This is a genomic window from Streptomyces sp. NPDC037290 (assembly GCF_055603245.1).
Window position 1 is genome coordinate 510,503 of the sequence record NZ_JBVJVZ010000001.1, and the last position, 24,954, is coordinate 535,456.

General features: G+C 70.5%; 18 protein-coding genes and 2 pseudogenes. 7 read left to right on the forward strand and 13 right to left on the reverse strand.

The genetic code is table 11. The features are described 5' to 3' along the window. Positions 1-32: 32 nt before the first annotated feature. The 3 genes from ACZ7HQ_RS02320 to ACZ7HQ_RS02330 are packed head-to-tail and all read right to left on the reverse strand — an operon-like array spanning position 33 to position 3,326. Positions 33-1,436: an FAD-dependent oxidoreductase gene (locus ACZ7HQ_RS02320; RefSeq protein WP_470983569.1), complete on the reverse strand. Its 1,404-nt coding sequence runs from the start codon at positions 1,434-1,436 to the stop codon at positions 33-35. Continuing rightward, positions 1,429-2,658, reverse strand: a complete 1,230-nt coding sequence (locus ACZ7HQ_RS02325; protein WP_470983571.1) for an MAB_1171c family putative transporter — start codon at positions 2,656-2,658, stop codon at positions 1,429-1,431. The genes ACZ7HQ_RS02320 and ACZ7HQ_RS02325 overlap by 8 nt, the downstream gene beginning before the upstream one ends. Continuing rightward, positions 2,655-3,326, reverse strand: coding sequence for a toxin-antitoxin system, toxin component family protein (locus ACZ7HQ_RS02330; RefSeq protein WP_470983572.1), 672 nt, complete (start codon positions 3,324-3,326; stop codon positions 2,655-2,657). Before ACZ7HQ_RS02330 ends, ACZ7HQ_RS02325 begins: the two co-directional genes overlap by 4 nt. A gap of 205 nt (positions 3,327-3,531) precedes the next feature. Between ACZ7HQ_RS02330 and arfA the strand changes: the two genes are divergently transcribed. After that, the gene (arfA, locus tag ACZ7HQ_RS02335) at positions 3,532-5,052 is read left to right on the forward strand and encodes an arabinosylfuranosidase ArfA (RefSeq protein WP_470983574.1); all 1,521 of its coding nucleotides are present in this window, start codon (positions 3,532-3,534) and stop codon (positions 5,050-5,052) included. Here the strand turns inward: arfA and ACZ7HQ_RS02340 are convergent. After that, positions 5,039-7,990 (reverse strand): glycoside hydrolase family 35 protein, encoded by a 2,952-nt coding sequence (locus ACZ7HQ_RS02340; protein ID WP_470983576.1) that lies wholly within the window; start codon positions 7,988-7,990, stop codon positions 5,039-5,041. The two genes, arfA and ACZ7HQ_RS02340, sit on opposite strands and share 14 nt — an antisense overlap. 75 nt (positions 7,991-8,065) lie before the next feature. Between ACZ7HQ_RS02340 and ACZ7HQ_RS02345 the strand changes: the two are divergent. The 5 genes and pseudogenes from ACZ7HQ_RS02345 to ACZ7HQ_RS02365 form a co-directional block, all read left to right on the forward strand. Beyond that, positions 8,066-8,268 (forward strand): annotated as a pseudogene (locus ACZ7HQ_RS02345) (RrF2 family transcriptional regulator); the annotation flags it as partial. A 141-nt stretch (positions 8,269-8,409) separates the two neighbouring features. Next, entirely contained in the window at positions 8,410-9,063 is a 654-nt protein-coding gene (locus ACZ7HQ_RS02350) for a DUF4360 domain-containing protein (RefSeq protein WP_470983578.1), read from the forward strand. A gap of 272 nt (positions 9,064-9,335) precedes the next feature. Beyond that, positions 9,336-10,763, forward strand: coding sequence for a family 2B encapsulin nanocompartment shell protein (locus ACZ7HQ_RS02355; RefSeq protein ID WP_470983581.1), 1,428 nt, complete (start codon positions 9,336-9,338; stop codon positions 10,761-10,763). Between the two features lie 11 nt (positions 10,764-10,774). Further along, positions 10,775-11,365, forward strand: a pseudogene (locus ACZ7HQ_RS02360) (SAM-dependent methyltransferase). Positions 11,366-11,486: 121 nt separating this feature from the next. After that, positions 11,487-12,845 (forward strand): FAD-dependent oxidoreductase, encoded by a 1,359-nt coding sequence (locus tag ACZ7HQ_RS02365; RefSeq protein ID WP_470983583.1) that lies wholly within the window; start codon positions 11,487-11,489, stop codon positions 12,843-12,845. On the opposite strand, the gene ACZ7HQ_RS02370 is transcribed toward ACZ7HQ_RS02365, so the two are convergent. Beyond that, positions 12,765-13,562: a GbsR/MarR family transcriptional regulator gene (locus ACZ7HQ_RS02370; protein WP_470983585.1), complete on the reverse strand. Its 798-nt coding sequence runs from the start codon at positions 13,560-13,562 to the stop codon at positions 12,765-12,767. The genes ACZ7HQ_RS02365 and ACZ7HQ_RS02370 overlap by 81 nt on opposite strands. 233 nt (positions 13,563-13,795) lie before the next feature. On the opposite strand from ACZ7HQ_RS02370, the gene ACZ7HQ_RS02375 reads away from it, so the two are divergent. Then, positions 13,796-14,461: a DUF4097 family beta strand repeat-containing protein gene (locus ACZ7HQ_RS02375; protein WP_470983586.1), complete on the forward strand. Its 666-nt coding sequence runs from the start codon at positions 13,796-13,798 to the stop codon at positions 14,459-14,461. Positions 14,462-14,523: 62 nt separating this feature from the next. Here the strand turns inward: ACZ7HQ_RS02375 and ACZ7HQ_RS02380 are convergent, their stop codons facing one another. The 8 genes from ACZ7HQ_RS02380 to ACZ7HQ_RS02415 all read right to left on the reverse strand — a co-directional run bounded on the left by ACZ7HQ_RS02380 (position 14,524) and on the right by ACZ7HQ_RS02415 (position 24,828). Further along, complete coding sequence (locus tag ACZ7HQ_RS02380; RefSeq protein WP_470983589.1) at positions 14,524-16,260, reverse strand: pyridoxal phosphate-dependent aminotransferase; 1,737 nt, start codon at positions 16,258-16,260, stop codon at positions 14,524-14,526. A 101-nt stretch (positions 16,261-16,361) separates the two neighbouring features. Then, on the reverse strand, positions 16,362-17,525 hold the full coding sequence (locus ACZ7HQ_RS02385) for an aldose epimerase family protein (protein WP_470983591.1): 1,164 nt from the start codon (positions 17,523-17,525) through the stop codon (positions 16,362-16,364). 26 nt (positions 17,526-17,551) lie between these two features. Further along, a complete protein-coding gene (gene mmsB, locus ACZ7HQ_RS02390; RefSeq protein WP_470983593.1) occupies positions 17,552-18,796 on the reverse strand; it encodes a multiple monosaccharide ABC transporter permease in 1,245 nt (414 codons plus the stop codon). Then, positions 18,793-20,343 (reverse strand): multiple monosaccharide ABC transporter ATP-binding protein, encoded by a 1,551-nt coding sequence (gene mmsA, locus ACZ7HQ_RS02395; protein WP_470983595.1) that lies wholly within the window; start codon positions 20,341-20,343, stop codon positions 18,793-18,795. Before mmsA ends, mmsB begins: the two co-directional genes overlap by 4 nt. 43 nt (positions 20,344-20,386) lie before the next feature. Further along, positions 20,387-21,496, reverse strand: a complete 1,110-nt coding sequence (gene chvE, locus ACZ7HQ_RS02400) for a multiple monosaccharide ABC transporter substrate-binding protein (RefSeq protein WP_470983597.1) — start codon at positions 21,494-21,496, stop codon at positions 20,387-20,389. Positions 21,497-21,542: 46 nt separating this feature from the next. Continuing rightward, positions 21,543-22,511, reverse strand: a complete 969-nt coding sequence (locus tag ACZ7HQ_RS02405; protein ID WP_470983599.1) for a hypothetical protein — start codon at positions 22,509-22,511, stop codon at positions 21,543-21,545. Between the two features lie 152 nt (positions 22,512-22,663). Beyond that, a complete protein-coding gene (locus tag ACZ7HQ_RS02410) occupies positions 22,664-23,668 on the reverse strand; it encodes a zinc-dependent alcohol dehydrogenase (RefSeq protein ID WP_470983601.1) in 1,005 nt (334 codons plus the stop codon). After that, on the reverse strand, positions 23,665-24,828 hold the full coding sequence (locus tag ACZ7HQ_RS02415) for a mandelate racemase/muconate lactonizing enzyme family protein (protein ID WP_470983603.1): 1,164 nt from the start codon (positions 24,826-24,828) through the stop codon (positions 23,665-23,667). The genes ACZ7HQ_RS02410 and ACZ7HQ_RS02415 overlap by 4 nt, the downstream gene beginning before the upstream one ends. Positions 24,829-24,954 lie beyond the last annotated feature (126 nt).

Below are 24,954 nucleotides of genomic sequence, written 5' to 3' on the forward strand. Positions count from 1 at the left end.
TTCGCCGCCCACGGCGGCGGGACAGCGGCGGCCTACACCACCCCCGCCGCCTTCCGCTCCTCCGCCGTCAACGGGGGCCCCGCCAGCGGGGGTTGCAGCGGCCCCGCCGCGGCCGCGAGCAGCACGCCCGGTGTCAGCAGGACCTGCGCCCCCCGCTCCAGTGACGTCACGTCGGTGACCCGGCGCGCGATACGGCCGTTCCCCGTCGCGGTGTACATCAGACGGTCGACGTAGGCGGAGACGAGCCGGTCCCGCAGACTGGGGCCCTGCTCCGTCGCGCCGGGGTAGAACACGTCCTGGCCGAGCGCGAGATCCCACGCCGCCCGCACCGGACGGGCGACCGCCCGCTGCACCCGCCGCGCCAGTCCCGGCGTGCCCCAGCCGTGCCGCCGTATCGCCGTGCGGAGCCGCACCGCGCCCTGTGCCGCGACCGCGAGCCCATGGCCGTAGACCGGGTTGAACACGGCGAGCGCGTCGCCGAGGACGGTGAGGTTCTCGGGCCAGACCGGCATGCGCTCGTAGAAGTGCCGGCGGTTGACCGTGGAGCGGGTGACCGACACGTCGGACAGCGGCTCGGCGCGCTCCAGCAGCTCGCCGAGCAGCGGATGCCGCAGCTTCTCGCGGGCGAAGGGGATGAAGTCCTCGTTGGCGGCGGAGGGTTCGCCGCCCCGCGTGCCGGTGAGGGTGACGATCCAGCGGCCGTCCTCGATGGGCAGCAGGAAGCCCGAGCGGCCGGGGCCGCCGCCGCGTGGTTCCGACTGCAGGTTGACCACCGGGAAGCCGTCCCGGGCCGCCTCGGGGGCGCTGAAGAGCCGGCTGGCGTAGACGACGCCCGGGTCGATCTCCCGGCACTCCGGGGCGGGCAGTCCGAGGCCGGCCAGCCAGTGCGGGGTCCGGGACCCGCGTCCGGTCGCGTCGACCACGAGGCCGGCCGCCAGGGTGCGTTCGGCGCCGTCCCGCGTCCGGATCCGTACGCCGGTGACCGCGGCGCCGGTGCCGGTGAGACCGAGGGCCTCGGTGCCGTCGAGCAGGTCGATCCGCTCGTCGGCGAGGACCTGTGCGCGGATCGTGGCGTCCAGCAGGTCACGGCCGGCCAGGAGCACATGGTGGGACTCGGGCCAGCGCCGGAACCAGCCCTGCGAGGAGAGGGCCACGACGCCGGTGGTGACCGGGTGCCGGCGGCCCCCCGCGGCCTTCAGCGCCTCGGTGGTACCCGGCAGCAGCTCCTCCACGGCGCGTACGCCGCCCGACCACAGCATGTGGGCGTGCCGGGCCTGCGGCAGACCCTTGCGGGGTGCCGGACCCTCGGGCAGGGCGTCGCGTTCGACGACGAGCACCCGCTCGGCGAACTCGGCCAGGGCGCGCGCCGCGAGCATGCCGGTGTGGGATCCCCCCAGCACGACGGCGGTTCTGGCGGGGGAGGGGCGTTCACTCATGCGCGAGCACGCTCTCTGCCGGGGCGGCCGCGCGGGCGCGTACCGCCGTGATCTCGTCGGGGTGGCGGAGGGCTTCGGACACGGCCTGGATCTCCTGGAGCAGATACGCCGTGTCGGGGCCGGACGGGGAGCCGGCGCCGTCGGCCCGCGGCGGCCGTTCGCCGCCGGCCGCGTCGAGCAGGGTCACGGCGGCGGCGAGCGCCCGGGCCCGGGCGGGCTCGATGCCGAGGGCCAGGGCGGCCTCGTACGAACGCCCGCGCAGGTCCTCGTCGAGGTGCCGGGACAGTTGCAGCAGGGCGTCGCGGATGAAGGTCTCGCGGCGGATCAGGCGCAGTTCGGCGGGAGCGTGCGGCGCGAAGGGCTCACGCTCGCCGGTGACGGTCCGCGTCAGCCGGTAGAGCGGGCCGAGGCCGCGGTGGCGCAGGCGGACGTTCCAGCGCTCGTGAAGGTACTGGCCGACGTGCGGCACGATGAAGCCCACCGCGACCAGGGTGGCGGACACGCACGCGCCCGCCGGCGCCACGTTGGTGCTCAGCCAGTCCAGGTCGTGGCCGGTCCACCGGGCCACGACGGCGGTCAGCTTGGCCGCGTCGAAGAACAGGTTCGTGGCGTAGCCGACGCCCAGCAGCCCAAGGCCCCAGCGCAGCCACGCGTCGAGTCCGTCGGTGCGGATCCAGTTCCAGATCAGCCGGGCCGTGATGGAGCAGGCCACGGTGTGCGCGACGAGGTAGAGCAGGATCTCCTCGCGCATGAAGGGCGTGTTGGCGTAGTACGTGTCGATGTCCCGCAGCCGCTCCTCGGGCACGTCCGCCAGCGCGAACAGCACCCACAGGGCGACGACGACGCCCGCGTAGACGCAGACGACCCAGCGGGTCACCCGGCGGGTCCGGGCCGAGCGGTCGGAGCGGCCGTTGCGCCAGGCGATGATCAGCAGCAGCCAGGACGCGCACAGCGCGGTGAGCAGCGAGTACACCCAGGGCGCCGAGATGTTCGGCACCCCGGTGACCCGGTTCGTCCAGGCGATGGTCCGCGGGGCCGCGAAGACGAAGACCCCGCAGGCGAACAGCAGCAGACCACCGACGGCACGCAGCATCGGGTCCCGCCACATCCTGATGATGCTGGGCAGCTTGATCGCCAGGGCGGCGGTCAGGACGGCCGTGGGGATCCAGAAGGAGATGGAGACCTCCCCGAGGAATCCCGGGGAACCGAACGCCACGCTCACCGGTCGGCCCCTCCGCTCTTCCTGGTCGCCCGGTTCGCGTCCGGGGCGCTCGCGCGGTCGTGTCCGCGATAGCCGAGCGTCCGTTGCACGGGGCTGAGGGCGCGTTGCGCCGGGCCGGCGGCGGTGTCGGTGCCGGGGCCGGCGAGGTGGGGCCGGAACAGGGCGGCCAGGCGGTGCCCGAAGTCGTCCGCCTCGGCCTCGTCGGCCTCCCGGGAGCCGTTGCGGGCGGCCACCGTCAGCGGGGTGCCCCGCCAGCCGGGCCCGTCGGCGAGCGCGCGGGCCGCCGCGTCGCCTGCCAGGTGGGGGTGCCGGTGCCCGGCGTGCAGGTGCCACAACTCATGGCCGAGGATCACCAGTTGCTGCACCGCCTCGGCCCGCTCCTCCACGATCACCAGGTCGAAGTCGGCGAACTCCAGCCACAGCCCGGTGACCTCGATCTCGTCCGGGATGCGCTCGAAGCGGAGTTCCACCGGCCGCCCGCCGCGCAGTGCGGCCATCTCCTCGCACAGGGCCCGGCACAACTCCCGTATCCCCTCCGGTGTTCCGGGCCGGGCGTGGACGGCGGTGGCGAGGTCGCCGGCCAGCGAGCGCATCGCCGAGCCCGGACGGGAGCGCCGCAGCCGTGCGGAAAGGCGTGCCGCCCGCTCACGCGCGCCCGCGATGCTCATCGGTCCCCTCTCTGCCGCTCCGAGCGTACGCGTCTGGGCGTGTCCTCGTCATGAGGTCCAGGCGTCCTTGGTCAAAGAGGCAACCATTCATGAGCCCGTGTCCGACCCATTGACGGCGCCAGCGCTTCGAATCTACGGTCCCGTTCGAAGTCGCGAGCGATATTCGGTATCTCGAACGTGACCCGAGGACGGGCGAAAGGACCTCATGAGCAAGAGCACTGCCCGCTTCACCCTCGACCCCGCCTTCACCGTCGGCCAGGTCAACCCCCGCCTCTTCGGCTCCTTCGTGGAACACCTGGGCCGCTGCGTCTACACCGGGATCCACGAACCCGGCCACCCCTCGGCGGACGAAGCCGGACTGCGCACCGACGTGCTGGAGCTGGTCCGCGAACTCGGCGTCACCGCCATCCGCTACCCGGGCGGCAACTTCGTCTCCGGCTACCGGTGGGAGGACTCGGTCGGCCCCCGGGCACAGCGCCCCCGGCGCCTGGACCTCGCCTGGCACTCGACGGAGCCGAACCGCTTCGGCCTCTCCGAGTACATCGCGTTCCTGAAGAAGGTCGGCCCGCAGGCCGAGCCGATGATGGCCGTCAACCTCGGCACGCGCGGGGTCGCCGAAGCCCTCCAGCTCCAGGAGTACGCCAACCACCCCTCCGGCACCGCCCTGTCCGACCTCCGCGCGGCCCACGGCGACAAGGAACCCTTCGGGATCAGGCTGTGGTGCCTCGGCAACGAGATGGACGGCCCCTGGCAGACCGGCCACAAGACGGCCGAGGAGTACGGCCGGCTCGCCGCCGAGACCGCCCGGGCCATGCGCCAGGCCGACCCCACCGTCGAACTGGTCGCCTGCGGCTCCTCCCACCAGGCCATGCCCACCTTCGCCGAGTGGGAGGCGACCGTCCTGAAGGAGACCTACGACCTGGTCGACCTCATCTCCCTGCACGCCTACTACGAGCCCACCGACGGCGACCTGGACTCCTTCCTCGCCTCGGCCGTCGACATGGAGTCCTTCATCGAGAACGTGGTGGCGACCGCCGACCACGTCGGTGCGCGGCTGAAGTCCAAGAAGAGGATCAACCTCTCCTTCGACGAGTGGAACGTCTGGTACCTCTCCCGCTGGGAGGAGCACGCCAGGACGATCGACCCGTCCGACTGGCCCGAGGCGCCCCGCCTGCTGGAGGACAACTACAGCGTCACCGACGCCGTCGTCTTCGGCTCGCTGCTCATCGCCCTGCTGCGGCACGCCGACCGCGTCGCCGTCGCCTGTCTCGCCCAGCTGGTCAACGTGATCGCCCCGATCATGACCGAGCCGGGCGGCCCGGCCTGGCGGCAGACCACGTTCTTCCCGTTCGCGCAGGCGTCGAGGTACGGCCGGGGCGAGGTGCTCGACGTGCGCGTGGACTCGCCGACGTACCGGACGAAGAAGTACGGCGAGACGGACCTGCTGCACGCCACGGCCGTCCGCGCGGCCGACGGCACGGTCACCGTCTTCGCCGTCAACCGCAGCCGTACGCGGGCCCTGCCGCTGGAGGTCGCGCTCAACGGGCTCGACCTGACGGCCGTCACCGAGCACAGCGCGCTCGCGGACGCCGACCCCGACGCCCGCAACACCGCCGACGACCCCGAGCGGGTCACCCCGCACCCGGTCGAGGGCACCGCCCTGGGGGACGGCACCCTCGCCGCCGTACTGGAACCGCTGTCCTGGAACGTGATCAGACTGGCGTGACCGGCAGGCCGCCGCTCGCCCTGCCCAGCAGCGTCAGGCCGACCCTGCCCGGCCCCGACAGCGTGGTGAACTCCGACAGGACCGCCAGCGCGAGGGTGTTGGTGCCGCGGGTGCGCAGGACGCCGTTCGGCAGGACGAAGGTGTGCTGCGGGCCCACGTCGTTGATGTACTGGCCCATGTTCCAGCCGTTGAGGAAGATCTGGGCGCGGTAGGCCCGGTAGGGGTCGTCATCCAGGGTCAGACCGATCGAGGCGTCGAGGCCGGCGGGCACCGACAACCGGAAGGTGGTCCGGTACCAGGTCACGCCCTGGTACCGGGCGGCGCGCGGGAAGGCCGTCCTCTCCCAGTCGTGGTCCCGGAAGCCCGGGAGGTGCCAGCCCTTCCGCTCGCCGTACAGACCGCCGTTGTTCATCGGGCCGCGCACGGGGTCGGGGGCCCGCTCGCCCTGGATGCGCCAGCGCACCTTCGGCGAGGCGCCCTTGAAGGAGGCCGCCGTCAGGCCCCGGGCCACCTTGTGCGTGTCGAGCCCCTTGCCGTCCTGGTCGTGCTGCATGCGCCGTACGAGCACGGACAGCACATGCCGGCCGGGCGAGCGCAGCGCGTCGCGCACCGGGAAGGCGGCCGTCGCCGCCCAGCTGCCCTTCCGGACGGTCGTGTCCTTGTCCGGCACCGGCATGCGGTGGGTGCCCAGCGGCTCGCCGTCCAGCCAGGCCATCAACAGGCCCTGGGTGCCGGTGCTGTAGGCGAGCGCGATCTCCTCCAGGCCGGTGGAGTCGGTGAAGGCGCCGCGGTACCAGACGTCGCCGTAGTGGAAGCCGTAGTCGTCCGCGAACAGCACCGGCTGACCGGCGGGGACCGGCGTGGTGCTGAACGACGCCTTCTTGTCCGCGGTCTTCCAGCCGGAGTCGTCGAAGCCGGGCCCGGCCTCCGGGTTCTCCGTCCGCATCCGCCAGCCGCCCAGCTCGGGCAGCTTCACCTCGGGGGCGGCGGGCAGCAGGCCGGTGGTCATCAGGCTGCCGGACAGGGTGACCCGGGTGGGCAGGGTGCGGCCGTTCCACACCAGGGTGTCGATCCCGCGCGGACCCCACACCTCCACGCTCGTCGTCTCGGTGACGTCACCCGTCAGGTGGACCTCGGAACCGCGCAGTTCGACGTGGCGCAGCAGCGCCGGGCCGTAGACCAGCAGGGTCCCGGACGGGGTGTCGTACGGGAAGAGGCGTACGGAGGTGGCGTCGTCGGCGAAGAGCAGCAGCAGCGGGGTCTCGGTCCCGCCCTTCTGCACCAGCACCCGGGTCAGCCCGCCCTGGCCGAGCGGGACGTTCACCCGCAGCGCGTCGCCGTCGTAGACCCAGGCGGCCTCCGGGTCGAGGCGCAGGACGTTCGGCTCGACGGGGCACTGCAGCACCAGCTCGGCCATGTCGTCGCGGCGCCCCGCGAACAGCGCGATGTCCCGCCGGCCCGCGGTCAGGCACAGCACGGGCGCGGCGGTGGAGTACGTGAGCGTCCGCTTGCCGAGCTTGAGCCCGGTCGTGAACAGCCGGGCGTCCTTGCCGGGCACCGTGATCCGCAGCCGGCCGGCGCCGGTCGGCAGGTCGGTGGTGACCGCGTCCTTGCCGTCGTTGCGGGCGACGTACACGTGCGCGCCGGTGTCCGGGTTGGTCAGGTGGTAGACCTTCAGGCCCTCGGCCCGCACGTCCGCCGCCCGGTCCAGCTTGGCGAAGTCGGGGACGCGCTGGAAAAGGTGCCCCAGCTGGTGCATCGGCGCGATCTTGTCGGTGACGCCGCGGCCCTCGTCGATGGCGGCGCCGTAGTCGTACGACGTGTAGACGACCGGCGCGGGCAGCCAGCCCCAGGAGGTGCCGCCGAAGGTCATGTAGACGTTGTGCAGGGTGAGGCCGTTGGCGAGGTTGGTGAGGTAGAAGCGCCGCTCGTAGGCCGCGTCCCGGGTGCGCCGCGACTCGGCGTACCCCTTGCCGTCGAACCAGGCGCCGCCCCACGGGTCGAACCAGCCGCCGCCGAACTCGGGCACGAACCCCGGCGTGGACGGCGAGGCGGTGGACCCGCCCTTTGGTCCTCCGGGCCCGAACGCCCCCCAGTCCGGCGGGGTCTGCGACGGCGACGGGTAGCCGTCGAAGCCGTACAGCCAGCCGCCCTTCTCGCCGCCGGTGTCGAACGACCCGGGCACCCAGTAGCCGTTGCGCCCCTTGTCGTTGTGGAACAGCGGAACGTCGACGCCGTCCGCCCGCACCTTCTTGTACAGGTGCGACATGTACGCCCGGCCGGTGGCGTCCACGTGGGCGTCGTACTCGTTCTCGATCTGGTAGAGCAGGATCGTGCCGGTGCCCTGCGTGAACAGGTGCCTGCGGGCGATCCGGTTCACCTGGGTCAGCCATGCGTCGACGTGCCCCAGGTAGGCGGGGTCGTCGGTCCGCGCCCTGCCCTTCGTCGCCGTCAGCCAGCCCGGGAAGCCGCCGCCGTCGACCTCGGCGTTGATGTACGGGCCGGGCCGCAGGATGACGTACAGGCCGGTCTCGGTGGCCATGCGCAGGAACAGGTCCAGGTCCCGTACCCCGGTGAAGTCGTACCGGCCGGGCGCGGGGGAGTGGTAGTTCCAGGCCACGTAGATGCTCACGGCGTTGTAGCCGTGGGCCCGCATCTTCTGCAGCACGTCCCGCCACAGCGAGGGGCTCGGCAGCCGGAACGGGTGCAGCTCGCCGGACCACACCACCAGCCGCCGGCCGTCCACGAGCAGCGAGTACCGGTCGTATCCGATGGTGTGCCGCTCACCGTCGGCGCGCGGCGGGGCGGGTGCCGGGCCGGTCGGCACGCTGTGCGCCGCGTACGCCGAGGGCGCCCCGGGTCCGCCGCTGCCGCCCAGGGCGAGCCCGAGCGCGGTCGAGCCGGTCAGGGCACTGAAGGTACGTCTGCTGAGCGCCAAGGTGGATCCTCCCGGCGGTCTTACGGGGGCGCGGGTGCGGCCATTCTCCATGCGGCGACGACCCACCATGGACCCATGAGGCTCTCGGCACGGGCGGATTACGCGGTACGGGCGGTACTGGAGCTGGCCGTACGGCAGGGTAACGGCCCGGTGAAGGCGGAGGAAATCGCCGCCGCGCAGGGCGCTACCGGCCGGCGCGGGACGCGGGCGACGTCACGGTCGCGGACGTCATCCGCGCGGTGAACGGCCCGATCGGGCCGGGGGCGTGGGAGCACCCGTAACGCGTCGGTGTGAACGGCCGGTTGTGAATGGCCGGAGTCAGCCCTCCCGGGGGTGAGCGGGGCTTCCTACGATGCGGAGCGCCTCAGGCTCTCCACAGGTTCCACACAGACCCCCCACTCCTCGACATGGGAGAAACCATGGCTGGTGGCCTCCTCCTGAGCGGTGCCGTGGCGGCACTGCTCACCACCGCACTGCCCGCCCGTTCACCCGCCTCCGGCGTGTTCGACAACCCGCCCCCGGACAAGATCGTCATCGACGTGGCGACGGTGAACGGCTCCGGCTGTCCCGCCGGCACGGCCGCGGTCGCCGTCTCACCGGACAACACCGCCTTCACGGTGACCTACAGCGAGTACCTCGCCCAGGCCGGTGGCGGCTCCGACCCCACGGCCTTCCGCAAGAACTGCCAGCTCAACCTGGTGGTCCACGTCCCCCAGGGCTTCACCTACGCGGTGGCCAGCGCCGACTACCGCGGCTTCCTCTCGCTCCAGCCCGGCGCGAGCGCCACCCAGAAGGCCTCGTACTACTTCCAGGGCTCCTCGCAGACCGTGCCCAAGACCCATCCGTTCAACGGCTCCTACAACGACGACTGGCAGGCCACCGACAGCACGGACTGGGCCCAACTGGTCTGGGCGCCCTGCGGGGTGCTGCGCAACTTCAACATCAACACCGAGCTGAGAGTCAACGCCGGCACCACGTCCCCCAGCAAGGTCAGCTTCATGACGATGGACTCGACGGACGGGGACATCAGCACGGTGTACCACCTGGCGTGGAAGCAGTGCCCGGGCACATAGGCACGGGCTCGCCACGCCGGTCACTCTGAGTGTGCGCCGGCTCCGGATGGCTGTCGGCGATGAGCGGTCATCCATGGGTTGAACCTGCGGAATCGTTCGACCTGGAGCTTTGTGCGTCAGGGGCGCGCGGGGGGCGCATGTCCAGTGCGTCGTCTGCCTCGCGCGCCGCCTGATTCGATTACTCAACGTGAGCGCTGCTCTGTTACTCCTGTTTACGCAGCGTGACGACAGCGGGTCGTCGCGCCACGTGCCAGGGAAGACGAGGTAGAGCCATGCCCCTCGACACAGTGACCGCGGCGGCGGCCCCGGAGTCGGAGCAGCAGCGCGAGCAGCAGAGCCTCAGCACCGCGGCGGCGCGCAATCTCGCCACCACCACCAAGTCCGAACCCCAGATGCAGGGCATCAGCTCGCGCTGGGCGACCCGCATCCTGCCCTGGGTGAACGTGCCCGGCGCGACCTACCGCGTCAACCGCCGCCTCTCCTGCACCGTCGGCGACGGCCGCGTCAGCTTCGTCAAGACCGGCTCCAAGGTCCAGGTGGTCCCCGCCGAACTGGGCGAACTGCCGCTGCTGCGCGGCTTCTTGGACAACGACGCGCTCGGCGCCCTGGCCGACAAGTTCGTGCAGAAGGAGTTCGCCCCCGGCCAGGTCATCGTGCAGGAGGGCCGCAAGGCCGACCAGGTGTACCTGATCGCGCACGGCAAGGTCGAGAAGATCGGTGAGGGCCCGTACGGCGACGAGGCCGTGATCGGGCTGCTGGCCGACGGCGACTCCTTCGGCGGCCAGGTGCTCGCCGGCCAGAGCAGGAAGTGGGAGTTCACGGCCCGCGCCATGACCGCCACGACGGTGCTCGCACTGCCGCTGACGGCGTACAAGGCGGTCGCCGACCGTCACCAGGCGCTGCGCCGGCACGTCCAGCACATCAGCTCCAACGGGCAGCGCAGGCTCAACCGGTCGGGCGAGGCCGAGATCGAGCTCAGCTCGGGACACATGGGTGAGGAGACGCTGCCGCAGACCTTCGCCGACTATGAACTCGCCCCGCGCGAATACGAGTTGAGCGTGGCGCAGACCGTACTGCGGGTGCACAGCCGGGTCGCCGACCTCTACAACGAGCCGATGAACCAGACCCAGCAGCAGCTGCGGCTGACCATCGAGGCGCTGCGCGAGCGGCAGGAGTACGAGCTGATCAACAACGAGGAGTTCGGCCTGCTCAACAACGCCGACTTCGACCAGCGGATCTCCACCTACTCGGGGCCGCCGACCCCGGACGACATGGACGAACTGCTCAGCATGCGGCGCAAGACCCGCTGCTTCCTCGCCCACCCGAAGGCGATCGCGGCGTTCGGCCGCCAGTGCAACAAGCGGGGCATCTACTTCGGCAGCGTCGAACTGCACGGCAACCACCTGCCCGCGTGGCGCGGAGTGCCGCTGCTGCCGTGCAGCAAGATCCCGGTCAGCGAGCAGGGCACGTCCTCGGTCCTCGCCCTGCGCACCGGCGAGGACGACCAGGGCGTCATCGGCCTCTACCAGACCGGCATCCCGGACGAGGTCGAGCCCGGCCTGAACGTCCGCTTCATGGGGATCAACGAACAGGCGGTCATCTCCTACCTCGTCAGCACCTACTACTCGGCGGCCGTCCTGGTGCCCGACGCCCTCGGTGTCCTGGAGAACGTCGAGATCGCCCGGACGAACGGGAGCTGACGACGGTGTCGTTGATCTCCCGGGTCACGGCGCCCGCCGCGGCCCACACCGACTACCAGAAGTCGGTCGCGGAGTGCTGGAACAAGGAGAAGGACCCCGTCAACATCAGGCTCGGCGAGGTCGACGGCCTCTACCACCACCACTACGGCCTCGGCGAGTGGGACCCCTCGGTCCTCGTCGGCCGAGGTGCTCCTCGACCACCTCGGCGACATCACCCCGGGCGACCGTCTGCTGGACGCCGGTTCCGGCCGCGGCGGCACCAGCTTCATGGCCAACGACCGCTTCGGCTGCCACGTGGACGGCGTCAGCATCTCCGAGCAGCAGGTGGCCTTCGCCAACGAGCAGGCCGCGCACCGCGGTGTGAACGACAAGGTCCACTTCCACTTCCGCAACATGCTCGACACCCGCACAGCGAGTACTTCAGGGCGCTGGCCGCCCACAACCTCGTCCCCATCCAGGTCGTCGACCTGACCCCCGACACCATCCCCTACTGGGAACTGCGCGCCAAGTCCTCGGTGGCCACCGGTATCGAGGCCTCGTTCCTGACGGCCTACAAGGAGGGCAGCTTCCACTACCTGCTCATCGCGGCCGACCGGATCTGACGTTACGGCGTGCGGGCCCACGGACGCATGATCGTGGGCCTGCACGCGCTCCCCGGATGCCTCCCGAGCCCCGTGCCAGGGCTCCGGGCGGCGCCGTTGACCCGGGTGGATGGGAGACGACATGAAGACAGTTCGACCTTGGGGCAAGGCCGTCGTCATCGGCGGCAGTTACGCGGGGCTGGTGACCGCACGGGTGCTGGCCGACTTCTTCGGCGAGGTCGTCCTCGTGGAACGGGACGCCGTCGACGAGGACACCGGCGTCCATCCGGGCGCCCCGCAGGGATACCACGCGCACGCGATGCTGGCCAAGGGCGGGGAGATCCTTGAACGGCTGTTCCCGGGACTGCGGGAGGAGTTGAGAGGAGCGGGCGCTCCGGTCTTCGACTACGGAGAGGGCATCGACTTCCTGCTGCCCGTCGGACGCGCGCCCCGGCACCGTACGGGAGTCCGGATCCAGACCTTCACCCGCGACGAACTGGAACGCCGCCTGCGCCGCAAGGTGCTCGCACTGCCCCAGGTCAGGCTGTTGCCGTCCACCCGGTGCACCGGGCTGACCCGGGACTCCTCGGGCCGGATCGCCGGCGTGACGTGCCAGTCGGAGAGCGCGGAGCCCTGTGAACTGGCCGCGGACCTGGTCATCGACGCCTCCGGCAGGTCCAGCTCCCTGACCGACTGGCTGGGCACCCTGGGCATCACCGTGCCGCCCAAACGGACGGTGAAGGCGAAAATCACGTACACGTCGATGAACTTCGACCGGCCGCACCGGAGTCAGCCCGGTCATGCGGATTTCTACGTCGCCTACCAGATGCCGTTCGCTCCCAGTGTGCCCCGGGCCGGGGTCCTGCTCGCCGTGGAGCGCGACCGCTGGACGTGTTCCCTCTTCGGCTTCCAGGACCAGCCGCCGGCCGACGACGAGGGCTACCTGGCCTTCGCCAAGACCCTGAAGAACCCGCACCTGGCCGAACAGATCGGCCGGCGTACCGTCCAGGAGCCCACCCGCCGCTACACCAACACCGAAAACCAGTGGCGGCCCTTTCACGCGGTGAAGGACTGGCCGGACCGCCTCATCGCCGTCGGAGACGCCGTCTGCGTCTTCAACCCCGTCTACGGCCAGGGCATGACGGTGGCCGCGATGGAGGCGGAGCTGCTCCACGACATGCTGAAACACCGCCGCGCCTCCGGGCAACTGGACGGCCTCGCCGGCGGTTACCAGAAGAAGCTGGGCCGTCTGCTGCTGGGCCCGTGGACGCTGTCCACCAACTCGGACCTGATGTGGAACCCGGCCGGCCGGCCCCTCGCCGCCCGCTTCGCCCACTGGTACAACACGCGCCTCTTCCACGTGGCGGTGAAGGACGCGGCCGTGTGGACGAGGTTCGTCCGCGTGGTGAACATGGTGGCCTCACCGGCCCTGCTGTTCCACCCCCGGGTGGCCCTGAAGGTCCTGACGCTCCCTCGCCGGCGACGTGACCGGGTCGGCTGAGGCCGGTTCGGTCTTGCTGTAAAGGACTTCGCGGGCCTGTTCCGCGGCCCGCAGGAGGTTTTCGGTGACGAAGTCCAGGAAGCGGGCGGCGTTCTCCAGGCGGGTGGCGGCGGGGGTGCCGGGACCGAGGACGGTGACGCCCTCCCGCGCGGTCTCGACGAGTTGGTCGTTGGACCGGGCGCTGCGGATCATCGACTGGTACCAGAGGTCGTCGTCGACGATGTAGCGCTCGCGGCGGTGCTCGTCGCGTTCCCGGCGGACGAGGTCCATGTTCGCGAGGTACGTGATCGCTTTGGAGACGGACGCCGGGCTGACCCGGAGGCGCCGGGCGAGTTCGGAGGCGGTGAGGCTGCCCGCGTCGGTCATGTAGAGGCAGGCGAGCACGCGGGCCGTCATCTTGGGCAGCCCCGAGACCATGAAGACGGTGGTGAGCTTCTCCTGGAACTCGGTCACGGCCTCGGCGTCGCGGCCGTGGGGCTGGGGGAGGGACGCCGGCCCCCGGGCGGCGGCGGGCCGGCGCCGGCGGGCGCGGTGTTCGGTGGCGCGGTGGGCCAGGTCGGCGCGGTAGGCGGTGGGGCCGCCGTTGCGCATCACCTCACGCGTGACCGTCGAGGTCGGACGGTCGAGGCGGCGGGCGATCTCCGCGTAGGCGAGGCCGTCGGCCACCCCCAGCGCGATCTGCTGGCGCTCCTGCTGGGTGAGCCTGCCTCCAGGCATCGCGGTCTCCTTGGTGGTCCTGCGCGGTGGTTCCTGCCCCAACCATAGCGTTAACTCCTCATCCATTGCAACGGACTGTGGTCTTCGTTGCGTTATCTTGCAGGTCTGTTGCAACAATTTAGCGCTTCTGAGCTGCAAGAATGCCAATTCTGCGCAACAAGCTTGTTGTGGCCCCATGGAAAGCAACGTAGCGTTTCCGGTGTCAGAAACGCGAAGCGCAGGAGGAGAGCACCATGCAGAAGTTCGAGACCCCGGCCCCGATCTCCGCCGTCCTGGACGTCCCCGCCGGACGCGTCCAGTTCATCGCCGCCGACCGCGCCGACACCACCGTCGAGGTCCTGCCCGCCAACCCCTCCAAGAGGCGCGACGTCCAGTCCGCGGAGCAGACGGAAGTCACCTACGCCGACGGCGTCCTGCGGGTCCGCACCGCCGAGCCCAAGAACCAGGTCTTCGGCCCGTCCGGAGCCCTGGAGATCACCGTCAAGCTGCCGGCCGGCTCCCGCGTCGAGGCCAGGACCGGAGCGTGCGAGCTCCGCGGCGTCGGCCGCCTCGGTGACGTCGTCTTCGACGGCGCGTACCGCCAGATCAAGGTCGACGAGGCCGCGAGCCTCCGCCTCACCGCGGTCGACGGCGACGTCGAGGTCGGCCGGCTGGGCGGCTCCGCGGAGATCAGCACCGCACGGGGCGACATCAAGATCACCGAGGCCGTGCGCGGCACGGTCGTGCTCAGCACCCAGTCCGGCGACATCACGGTCGGTGCCGCCGCCGGCGTCTCGGCCGCCATGGACGCGGGCACCGCCTACGGCCGCATCAGCAACGCCCTGAAGAACGACGGCACCACCGAACTCGACATCCGCGCCACCACCTCGCACGGCGACATCACCGCCCGGAGCCTCTGAGTGCGCAAGCAGGACCGTTCTCCGGGACCTTCCCGGAGAACGGGGCCGGCGGCGAGCGGGCGTCAGGCCCCCGCCGCGTTCGGCCAGCTCTGCGCGTTGGGCCACCCGGTAGCCGGGGCCGGTGTCAGGCCCTGCGCGGGGGCCGGAGCCGTCATGCCGCGGACCTGGGCCGCGGTGAGGCCGCCGCGGGCCGGGACACCGGGCGGCGTGGGCGCGGTCACGGCGGCAGGAGCCGGTACCGGCGTGGGCGCGGGTACCGGCGTGGGCGCGGGTACCGGCGTGGGCACAGGAGCGGGCGCCGGCAGGGGAGACACCGGCTGCTGGATCGGTACGGGCTGCTGGACCGGCACCGGTGCCACGGGGGCCGGCATCGGCAGCGGAGCCGGCTGGGCCGCCGCGGGGACCGGGGCCGGCTGGGGTGCCATCGGCACGGGCGCCGGTATCGGCTGGGGCGCCGCGGGCATGGGCTGGGGCGCCGCGGGCACCGGCATCCCGGCGCCGGGCTGTACGGCGGCGGGGAGCGGCATGCCGGTGCCGGCGGCCGGGGCGGGGCCGGAAGCGGCGGCGGCCTGGGCCAGCGCCGGCATTCCGCGCCCGTTGGTCTCGCTCACCAGCCGGTCCACCGCCGCCGTACCCGAGCTGTAACTGGTCCCGGCGCCCAGCTCGGGTACGGCGGCTCCCCTCCTGGACCCGTAGAGCACCTGCTCCAGGCCGGACACCAGGCGACGCACGTCGACCTGGGGGCGCACCACGAGTCTCAGGAAGCGGCTGGAAGAACCGATCTTGTTGCCGCACTCGCGGACCAGGATCCGGTGCTCGGTGAGCATCCGGTCCCGGACCTGCGTGCCCTCGGCGCCCACGGGAAGGCGCACGAACAGGAAGTTGCCCTGGGAGGGGTAGACCGTCAGGCCGGGGAGTGCGGAGAGGTGGCTGGCCATCTCCAGCCGGTCGCGGCGGATCTGCTGCAGGCTCTGCGCGTACTCGGCGCCGTGCTCCTTCAGCATGAACACCACGTGTTCGGCGAAGGAGTTGAGGTTCCACTTGGGGAGCATGGAGCGGACCCTGCCCGCGAGCGCCGGGTTGGCGACCAGGTAGCCGAAGCGTATGCCGTGCAGGCCGAAGTTCTTGCCGAGGCTGCGCAGCACGATCACGTTGGGGCGGAGCACGGCCTCCTGCACGACGCTCGGCTCGGCCTCGGCGTCGGCGAACTCCAGGAAGGACTCGTCGACGACGATCAGGTCCAGGTCGGCCATCGCGTCCATGAACTGCACCACCGACTGCTTGCGCACATAGCCGCCGTCGGGGTTGTTGGGGTTGCAGATCACGGCGACGCGCGTGCCGCGCGCCCGGATGAACTCGGCGTACTGCGCCAGGTCCAGCGCGAAGCCGCTCGCCTCCTGGAGCGGGAACATGTCGACCCGCTTGCCGGTCTCCATCGGCTGGTCGGTCCAGCGGCCGAAGGTGGGCACGGGGACGGCGAGGGACTCGCGGACCAGCAGGTGGTCGATCCAGGTGATCAGTTCCGTGGAGCCGTTGCCCATCGCCACGCACTGCGACGGCAGCTGCAGCAGGGAGCACAGTTCGCCGGTGATGGCGTCGGCGCTGCTCGGGTAGTACGTGATGATCTCGCGCAACCGGGCCGACAGCTCGTCGTACATGGCCGGCGTGGGGAAGTACGGGTTGCACGGGATGCAGAAGTCCACCGGGCCGGTTCCGTCGCCGCTCTCCCGCGTCAGCGCCGCCATCGAGGGGCTGTGCGCGGCGCCGCCGCGGAACAACGAGGTGACGTTGCCGGCCAAAGGGTCCTCCGTTCCGGGTGGCCCGTGCGGGGGAGCACGGGCCACCCATGGATACGGAGGGGACGGCAGTGGCGTTCAACTCACCGGCTGTGTGAGCCGGTTCACGCCCCGAAGGTGTGGACCGTCGTCGTCCGGTACGTCTGTCCCGGCCGCAGCACGGTCGACGGGAACGACGGCTCGTTCGGCGAGTCCGGGAAGTGCTGCGTCTCCAGAGCCAGGCCGTCGCCCTGCCGGTAGGTGTGGCCGGACTGGCCGACGAGCGTGCCGTCGAGGAAGTTGCCCGAGTAGAACTGCACACCGGGCTGGTCGGTGTAGATCTTCAGGGTGCGGCCGGATTCCGGGTCGCGGAGGGTGACGACGTGCTCGGGACGCGCGGTCACCCCCTTGTCGAGCACGAAGTTGTGGTCGTAGCCCTTGGCGGTGACCAGCTGCGGGTGGCCGGTGCGGATGTCCCGGCCGATCGGCTTGGGACGGGTGAAGTCGAAGGGGGTGCCCTTGACCTTCGCCAGCTCCCCGGTGGGTATCAGGCCGGAGTCCGTGGGGGTGAACCGGCCGGCGGCCAGCCAGAGTTCGTGGTCGTAGATGCTGCCGCTGCCCTCACCCGCGAGGTTGTAGTACGTGTGGTTGGTGAGGTTGACGACCGTCGGCTTGTCGGTGGTGGCCTCGTAGTCGATCCGCCAGTCGCCGTGCCGGTTCAGTGTGAAGGTGACCTTCGTCCTCAGCGTGCCGGGGTAGCCCATCTCGCCGTCGACGCTCGTGTAGTGCAGGCGCAGTCCGACGTCGGAGCCCGAGGTGAACGGCTCGATGTCCCACACCTTGGTGTTGAAGCCCTGCTTGCCGCCGTGCAGGCTGTTCACCCCGTCGTTGACGGACAGCTGGTACGTCTTGCCGTCCAGGGTGAACCGGCCCCTGGCGATGCGGTTGCCGTAGCGGCCGATGGTGGCGCCGAAGTAGGTGGTGCCCCTGACGTACGCGTCGAGGGTGTCGTAGCCGAGGGACACGTTGGCGTAGCGGCCGTGCCGGTCGGGGATCTCCAGGGACTGGACGATCCCGCCGTACGACAGCACCTTCAGCCGTGTGCCGCCGTTCTGCAGCGACCAGCGGTACACCTTCGTGCCGTCGGCGAGCGTGCCGAAGAGCTCCTTCACGGGCTTGTGGCGCCCCGACGGGGCGGACGCGGCTTGAGCCGTGCCCGAGCCGAGGGTGGTGGCGGCGATGCCCGCCGCCGCGGCTGAAGCGATGACCGTGCGTCTGTTCAGTTCCATGGGGTGCGGCTCCCTTTTCTGGGCGCTTACGAACCGGACTTGCGCTTGTTCCACACGTCGAACCCGACCGCCGCCAACAGGGCCAGGCCCTTGATGACCTGCTGCCAGTCGGTGCCGACGCTGAGGAGGTTCATGCCGTTGTTCAGCACACCGAGGACGAGACCGCCGATGATGGCACCGAGGACGGTGCCGACACCGCCGCTCATGGAGGCGCCGCCGATGAACGAGGAGGCGATGGCCTCCAGCTCGAAGCCGTCGCCCGCCTTCGGTGAGGCCGCGTTCAGGCGGGCGGCGACCACCAGACCCGCCAGGGCCGCGAGCACGCCCATGTTCAGGAACACCTGGAAGGTGATGCGCTTGTCCTTCACGCCGGACAGCTTGGCCGCCGGCAGGTTACCGCCGATGGCGTAGATGTGCCGGCCGAAGACCGAGTTGCGCATGACGTAGCCGTAGCCGCCCACCAGGACACCGAGGATGATCAGGATGATCGGCGCGCCGTCGTAGCTGGCGAGCAGCATGGTGAGGGCGAGGATCGCGGCGACCAGCGCGACGAGCTTGAGCAGGAACAGCTTCACGGGTACGACGTCGAGCGAGAACTCCTGCTGGCGGCGCCGGTCGCGCACCTCCTGCCAGACCACCGCGGCGATCAGGACGATGCCGAGGAGCAGGGTGAGGTTGTGGTAGTTGGTGTTCGGGCCGACCTCGGGCAGGAATCCGTTGCCGAGCTTCTGCAGGCCGTCCGGGAACGGGCCGAGGGTCTGGCCCTTGAGCAGGATCTCGGTGAGGCCCCGGAAGAGCAGCATGCCCGCCAGCGTGACGATGAACGACGGTATGCCGAGATAGGCGATCAGGAAGCCCTGCACGGAACCCGCCACCGCGCCCACCAGCAGGCACAGCACCAGGGCGAGGGGCCAGGCCAAGTGGTGCTGCACCGTCAGCACGGCCGCGAAGGCGCCCACGAACGCCGTGATCGAGCCGACCGACAGGTCGATGTGCCCGGCGATGATCACCAGCATCATGCCGATCGCGAGGATCAGGATGTAGCTGTTCTGCAGCACCAGGTTGGAGACGTTGCGCGGCAGCAGCAGGTCGCCGCCGGTCCAGAACTGGAAGAGGACGACGATCAGACCGAGCGCGATCAGCATGCCGTACTGGCGCATGTTGCGGCGCAGACCGCCCAGGACCAGCTGCAGCAGGCCGTCCGTGCCGGCCGATCCGCTCCTGCCCGGCGGCGCGGGGGCCGGGCTCTTGGCGGTCACATCCGTGCTCATCGGGTTACCTCTTTGTCCTTCGTCATATGGCGCATCAGCACTTCCTGCGTGGCCTCGGCGCGTGGCACCTCACCGGTCAGCCGCCCGGCGGCCATCGTGTAGATGCGGTCGCACATGCCGAGCAGCTCCGGCAGCTCGGAGGAGATGAAGACGACCGCCTTGCCCTGCGCGGCCAGTCGGTCGATGACCGTGTAGATCTCGTACTTGGCGCCCACGTCGATGCCGCGGGTGGGCTCGTCCAGGATCAGCACGTCCGGACCCGCGAAGATCCACTTGCTGAGGACGACCTTCTGCTGGTTGCCGCCGGACAGCTTGCCCACCGGCTCGAAGACCGTCGGCGCCTTGATGTTCATGGACGTGCGGTAGCCCTCGGAGACCTGCCGCTCCGCCTGTTCGTCCACCACACCCCGCTTGGCGACCTTCCGCAGCGCGGTCAGCGAGATGTTCCGGTTGATGGTGTCGATCAGGTTGAGGCCGTAGTGCTTGCGGTCCTCGGTGACGTACGCGATGCCGTGCTCCACCGCCTCCGCGACGGACTTCGTACGGATCTCCGTGCCGTCCTTGAGGACCGTGCCGCCCGCGTACCGGCCGTAGGTGCGGCCGAAGACGCTCATCGCGAGTTCGGTGCGGCCCGCGCCCATCAGGCCCGCGATGCCGACGATCTCACCCCGGCGGACGCTGAGCGACACGTCGTCCACGACCTTGCGCTGCTGGTCGATCGGGTGGAGCACGGTCCAGTTGCGGATCTCCAGCGCGGGCGCCGCGCCCTCCTCCGGCTCGTGCGGGGTGCGCTCGGGGAAGCGGTGGTCGAGGTCGCGGCCCACCATCCCGCTGATGATCCGGTCCTCGGTCGTGCCCTCCGCCTTCACGTCGAGCGTCTCGATGGACCGCCCGTCCCGGATGATCGTCACCGAGTCGGCGACCCGGCGGATCTCGCCCAGTTTGTGGGAGATGATGATCGAGGTGATGCCCTGGTTCTTCAGCTCCAGGATCAGGTCGAGGAGTTTGCCGCTGTCCTCGTCGTTCAGGGCCGCCGTCGGCTCGTCGAGGATGAGCAGCTTCACCTCCTTCGACAGGGCCTTGGCGATCTCCACGAGCTGCTGCTTGCCCACGCCGATGTCGGCGACGCGGGTCTCCGGGTGCTCGTCGAGACCGACCCGGCGCAGCAGTTCGGTGGCGTGGCGCAGGGTCTCGCGCCAGTTGATGAGCCCGCGCCTGGCGTGCTCGTTGCCGAGGAAGATGTTCTCCGCGATGGAGAGGTACGGCACCAGCGCCAGCTCCTGGTGGATGATGACGATGCCGTGCTGCTCGCTCGCCCGGATGTCCCTGAACCGGCAGAGCTCCCCCTCGAAGAGGATCTCGCCCTCGTAGGTGCCGTGCGGATGGACGCCGGAGAGCACCTTCATCAGGGTGGACTTGCCGGCGCCGTTCTCCCCGCAGATGGCGTGGACCTCGCCCTGCCGGACGGTCAGCGTGACGTCCGACAGCGCTTTGACACCGGGAAAGGTCTTGACGATCGAGCGCATTTCCAGGACGGGTCCCGCCATGGTCGTGCCTTCCAATCAGTGTGGGTCGGGCAGGTGGGCGGACTTACTTGAGCTGGGACTCGGTGTAGTAGCCGCCCTTGACCAGGACGTCCGCGTAGTTGGTCTTGTCCACGCTCACCGGCTGGAGCAGGTAGGCGGGGACGACCTTGGCGCCGTTGGTGTAGGTCTTGGTGTCGTTGACCTGCGGCTTCTTGCCGTGCAGGACGTCGTCGACCATGGACACCGCGACCGCGGTCTCCTTGCGGCTGTCCTTGAAGACGGTCTGGGACTGCTGGCCCGCGATGATCGACTTCACCGAGGCCAGCTCGGCGTCCTGGCCGGTGATGACCGGCAGCGGCTGACCGCTGGTGCCGTAGCCGTCGGACTTCAGCGCGGAGATGATGCCGATGGAGATGCCGTCGTAGGGCGAGAGCACCGCGTCGACCTTGCCGCTCTTGTAGGAGGAGGTGAGGATGTCCTCCATGCGCTTCTGCGCGGTGGTGCCGTCCCAGCGCAGGGTCGTGACCTGGTTGAGCTTGGTCTGCCCGGACTTGACCACCAGCTCCTTCTTGTCGATGTAGGGCTGGAGCACCTTCATCGCGCCGTCGAAGAAGTACTGGGTGTTGTTGTCGTCGTTGGAGCCGGCGAACAGCTCGATGTTGAACGGGCCCTTCTTGCCGCTGTCCAGGCCGAGCTTGTGCACGATGTAGGTGCCCTGGAGGGTGCCGACCTTCTCGTTGTCGAACGAGGCGTAGTAGTCGACGTTCTTGGTGCCGAGGATGAGCCGGTCGTAGGCGATGACCGGGATGTTGGCCTGGGCCGCCTCCTGGAGCACGTTGTTCAGGGACTTGTTGTCGATGGCCGCGATGATCAGGCCCTTGACGCCCTGCGTGATCATGTTCTCGATCTGCGAGACCTGGGTGCTCGGGTCGTCCTCGCCGTAGACCAGCTTGGTCTTGTAGCCCTTGGCCTTGAGGTTCTTGACCATGTCGTTGCCGTCGTTGATCCACCGCTCGGAGGATTTCGTCGGCATCGCGATGCCGATCGTGGCGCCCTTGACGTCGCCCGTCTTCTCCTTGCTGCCGCCCGAGCCGCTCTGGCCGCAGGCGGTCAGGGTGAGGGCGAGGGAGGCGGTCGCGGATATCGCGGCGAGTGCGGCTCTGCGGTTGCGCATGGTGATCATTCCTTGGTCGTCTCGGCGTTGAGAAGTCGTTGAGCGGTCACGCGTTGCTGGGGAAGCGGTGGAGCGTTCCGGGCAGCCGGGAGCCGAGCGGCGCCATGTCGCCGTCCGCGCCGTGCCGGGCGAGCAGGTCCAGGGCGAGCCGGCCGCGCCGCACCCGCTCCCGGGCGGTGTCCAGGGTCACGTCCCTGAGGTGGGTGCCCCACGGGTAGATGCCGGGTGCCTTGGACAGGCCGAACTTCAGATAGAGCGGGGCGCCGCGCCGGATCAGCTCGGCGACCTCGTACATCCGCACATAGCCGCCCAGGTCGTCGGGGGCTTCGATGTACATGTCCATCGGGGCCCCGGACACCCGGCGGATCTCGGTGAGGTGATCCAGTGTCAGATCGCTGGGCACATTGACGGAGTCGGCACCGAGCCGCTCGTAGACGGCGTACGAGGCCGGGTTGACGGGACCGATGAGCGCGGAGACCTTCAGCGTGGTGCCGGCCGGGATGATGCCGTTCTCGCGCGCCCGGTGCAGCGTCCACAGCACGCCCTCGTCGGCGACCAGCAGGCACGTGACGCCCAACTCCGTGGCCCGTACGGCGTCCTCGACGCAGCCGGCGACGGCGTCGTGTCCGCGGGCGCGCAGTCCGGCCCCCCGCGAGTCGGAGCGCACCGAGCCACCGATGTCCCAGGTGCCGCGCGGGCCGGTGAACAGGCACAGCTCGATGTCCCGTTCGGCGGTGGCCTCGACCATCTCGGTGATCTCGGCGTCGGTGAGCATCCACACGCCGCTGCCCTGGCTGATCCGGTGGATCGGCACATCGAGACGGGAGGCCTCCTTCAGGACGACCGCCAGCGCTTCGGGACCCTCGCACGAGGGGATCTCGGTGCGCCAGCGGCCGCCGCCCGGGAAGCTGTGGGCGGAGGCGTCGGCGGGGTCGAGGGCGGGCGCGCCCAGGCCGAGCGTGGCGAGCACCGGCTCGCCGGGCCTGCGGGCTGCCGAAGCGGAAGCGTCGGTCACAAGCTGTCCTTAGGGTCCAGTGTCCTGCGTGTTCGAAATATCGGACGAGGTTCGCGGCTCTGGGTGGAGAGCGGCCTGGGCGGCTCCGCGAAAAAAGCTGGTGGTACGCCGGCCGGGGCGCCGTCAGGTCACGCCCTGGCCGGCGTACGTCTCTAGGGGCGGAGCAGCACCTTGCCCACCTTCGGATCCCCGGCCCCCACCAGCTCGATGGCCTGCGGGAACTCGGTCAGCGGCAGCTCGTGCGTGACCAGCGGCAGCGGGTCCAGCAGCCCGGCGGCGAACACCCGCACGGCGTGCGCCCAGGCGTCCGGCGGCGCCCCGAAGACGGTGTGCACCTCCAGCTGCCGCACGACGAGATCGGTCGGGTCGAGCCCGTCCGCGCCCGGCGCCGGGATCCCGGTGAGGACCAGCCGTCCGCCGCGCCGCAGCAGCGCGGCGGCGGTCCGCGCGGCGGACGCGGACCCGGCGGTCTCGATCACCACGTCGACGTCGTCGGGGAGTTCCTGGTCCCTGGTGCGGAAGTCGCTCGCGCCGTACTGCCGGGACAGTGCCTCCCGGTCCCGTCCGGTGCCCACCACCAGCAGCTCGGCCGGTGAGACCGCCTTCAGGAACTGCACGGCGAACATCCCGAGGGTGCCCGTGCCGACCACCGCGACCCGCTCGCCCGGCCGGGCACGGCCCTTGAGCGCGGCGGCCGCGACACACGCGGCCGGCTCCAGCAGGGCGGCGGCGGTGAGGTCGGCGTCGTCCGGCAGCGCGTGCAGCAGCCGGGCCGGCAGGGTGAGCGTGCCGGCCATGGCGCCCGGCTGGGTGAACCCGGTCTCCTCGTAGCCGGCCGTGCACAGCGTGGTCTCGCCCGCGTGACAGCGGTCGCAGACCTGGCAGTTGCGGAAGCCCTCGCCGACGACCTTGCGGCCGACGAGGGCCGCGGGGACTCCCGGACCCACCCGGGAGACCGTCCCCGACCACTCGTGCCCGGGCGTGAGCGGATACCGCACGTACCCCTCGGGCCGGTTGCCCTGGTACACCTCGCGGTCGCTGCCGCAGATGCCGACCGCGTGCACGGCCACCAGCGCCTCGCCCGGTCCGGGCTCGCGGGGCGTGTGCTCCGCGAGCCGGTGGGCGCCCGGCGCCTCGACGACGACCTGGGAGCTCACTTCGTGCCCTTCGGCTTGCGCTGCTCCCAGCCCTCGGCCCACAGGTCGAACCGGGCCTGCTGCTGGGGGAACTCGGCGGCGGCGTCGACGTCCAGCTCGACGCCGAGGCCGGGCGCGTCGGACAGATGGAAGCATCCGTCCTCCGGATCGACCTGCGGCGCGCCCTTGACCACCTTCTTGATCTCCGCGTCCGCGAAGTCGTTGAAGTGCTCAAGGATCTTGAAGTTCGGCGAGGTGAAGCCGACCTGGAGGGACGCGGCGGTCAGCACGGACCCGCCGACGTTGTGCGGCGCGACCAGCATGTAGTGCGTCTCGGCGGTCGCCGCGAGCTTGCGGGTCTCCCAGATGCCGCCGATGTGGCCGACGTCGGGCTGGATGATGTCCACGGACTGGCTGTCGAACAGCTCGCGGAACTCGATCCGGTCGTGGATCCGTTCCCCGGTGGCGACCGGGATGTCCACCTTGGCCGCGACCTTCTCCAGCGCCTTCAGGTTCTCCGGCGGGACCGGCTCCTCCAGCCAGGCCGGCCTGAAGGGCGCCATCTCCCTGGCCAGCCGTACGGCGGTGGCGGGGGAGAAGCGGCCGTGCATCTCCAGCATCAGCTCGGCGTCCGGGCCGATCGCGTCCCGTACGGCCTCGATGAGGGAGACGGCGTACAGGGTCTCCTGGTGGTCCAGCTCGAAGTGCCCGGTGCCGAACGGGTCGATCTTCAGCGCCCGGTACCCGCGCTCCACGACCTGCTGGGCGGCCTTGTGGTAGGCCTCCGGCGTCCGCTCGGTCGTGTACCACCCGTTGGCGTACGCCTTGACCCTGTCCGTCACCTTGCCGCCGAGCAGCTGCCACACCGGTACGCCCAGCGCCTTGCCCTTGATGTCCCAGCAGGCCATCTCGACGACCGCGATGCCGGACATCACGATCTCACCCGCACGGCCGTAGTCGCCGTACTTCATCCGGCGTACGAGGTCCTCGACGGCGAACGGGTCCGAGCCGAGAATGTGATTGGCCTCGGCCTCCCGCAAGTAGCCGATCAGCGCGTCGGTGTGACCGAGCATCCGGGTCTCGCCGACTCCCGTGATCCCCTCGTCGGTGTGCACCTGGACGTAGGTCAGGTTGCGCCACGGCGTGCCGACCACGTGCGTGCTGATTCCGGTGATGCGCACGGCAGTTGCCCCTCAGCTGTTCGAGATTTCGTCACACGTTCGAAATGCTGGCGTGACAGTAAGGACGGGGCGGCGGGAGTGTCAATGGGTCGAACAGGTAACGGTTTCGGCAAGGCTTTCGAGAAT

Excerpts from the sequence above, each read along its gene's own strand:
- ACZ7HQ_RS02355 (WP_470983581.1), top strand. The coding sequence starts at position 9,336 with ATGCCCCTCGACACAGTGACCGCGGCGGCGGCCCCGGAGTCGGAGCAG.
- arfA (WP_470983574.1), top strand. The coding sequence starts at position 3,532 with ATGAGCAAGAGCACTGCCCGCTTCACCCTCGACCCCGCCTTCACCGTC.
- ACZ7HQ_RS02375 (WP_470983586.1), top strand. The coding sequence starts at position 13,796 with ATGCAGAAGTTCGAGACCCCGGCCCCGATCTCCGCCGTCCTGGACGTC.
- chvE (WP_470983597.1), bottom strand. The coding sequence starts at position 21,496 with ATGCGCAACCGCAGAGCCGCACTCGCCGCGATATCCGCGACCGCCTCC.
- ACZ7HQ_RS02320 (WP_470983569.1), bottom strand. The coding sequence starts at position 1,436 with ATGAGTGAACGCCCCTCCCCCGCCAGAACCGCCGTCGTGCTGGGGGGA.
- ACZ7HQ_RS02350 (WP_470983578.1), top strand. The coding sequence starts at position 8,410 with ATGGCTGGTGGCCTCCTCCTGAGCGGTGCCGTGGCGGCACTGCTCACC.
- ACZ7HQ_RS02385 (WP_470983591.1), bottom strand. The coding sequence starts at position 17,525 with ATGGAACTGAACAGACGCACGGTCATCGCTTCAGCCGCGGCGGCGGGC.
- ACZ7HQ_RS02330 (WP_470983572.1), bottom strand. The coding sequence starts at position 3,326 with ATGAGCATCGCGGGCGCGCGTGAGCGGGCGGCACGCCTTTCCGCACGG.
- ACZ7HQ_RS02365 (WP_470983583.1), top strand. The coding sequence starts at position 11,487 with ATGAAGACAGTTCGACCTTGGGGCAAGGCCGTCGTCATCGGCGGCAGT.
- ACZ7HQ_RS02370 (WP_470983585.1), bottom strand. The coding sequence starts at position 13,562 with ATGCCTGGAGGCAGGCTCACCCAGCAGGAGCGCCAGCAGATCGCGCTG.
- mmsB (WP_470983593.1), bottom strand. The coding sequence starts at position 18,796 with ATGAGCACGGATGTGACCGCCAAGAGCCCGGCCCCCGCGCCGCCGGGC.
- mmsA (WP_470983595.1), bottom strand. The coding sequence starts at position 20,343 with ATGGCGGGACCCGTCCTGGAAATGCGCTCGATCGTCAAGACCTTTCCC.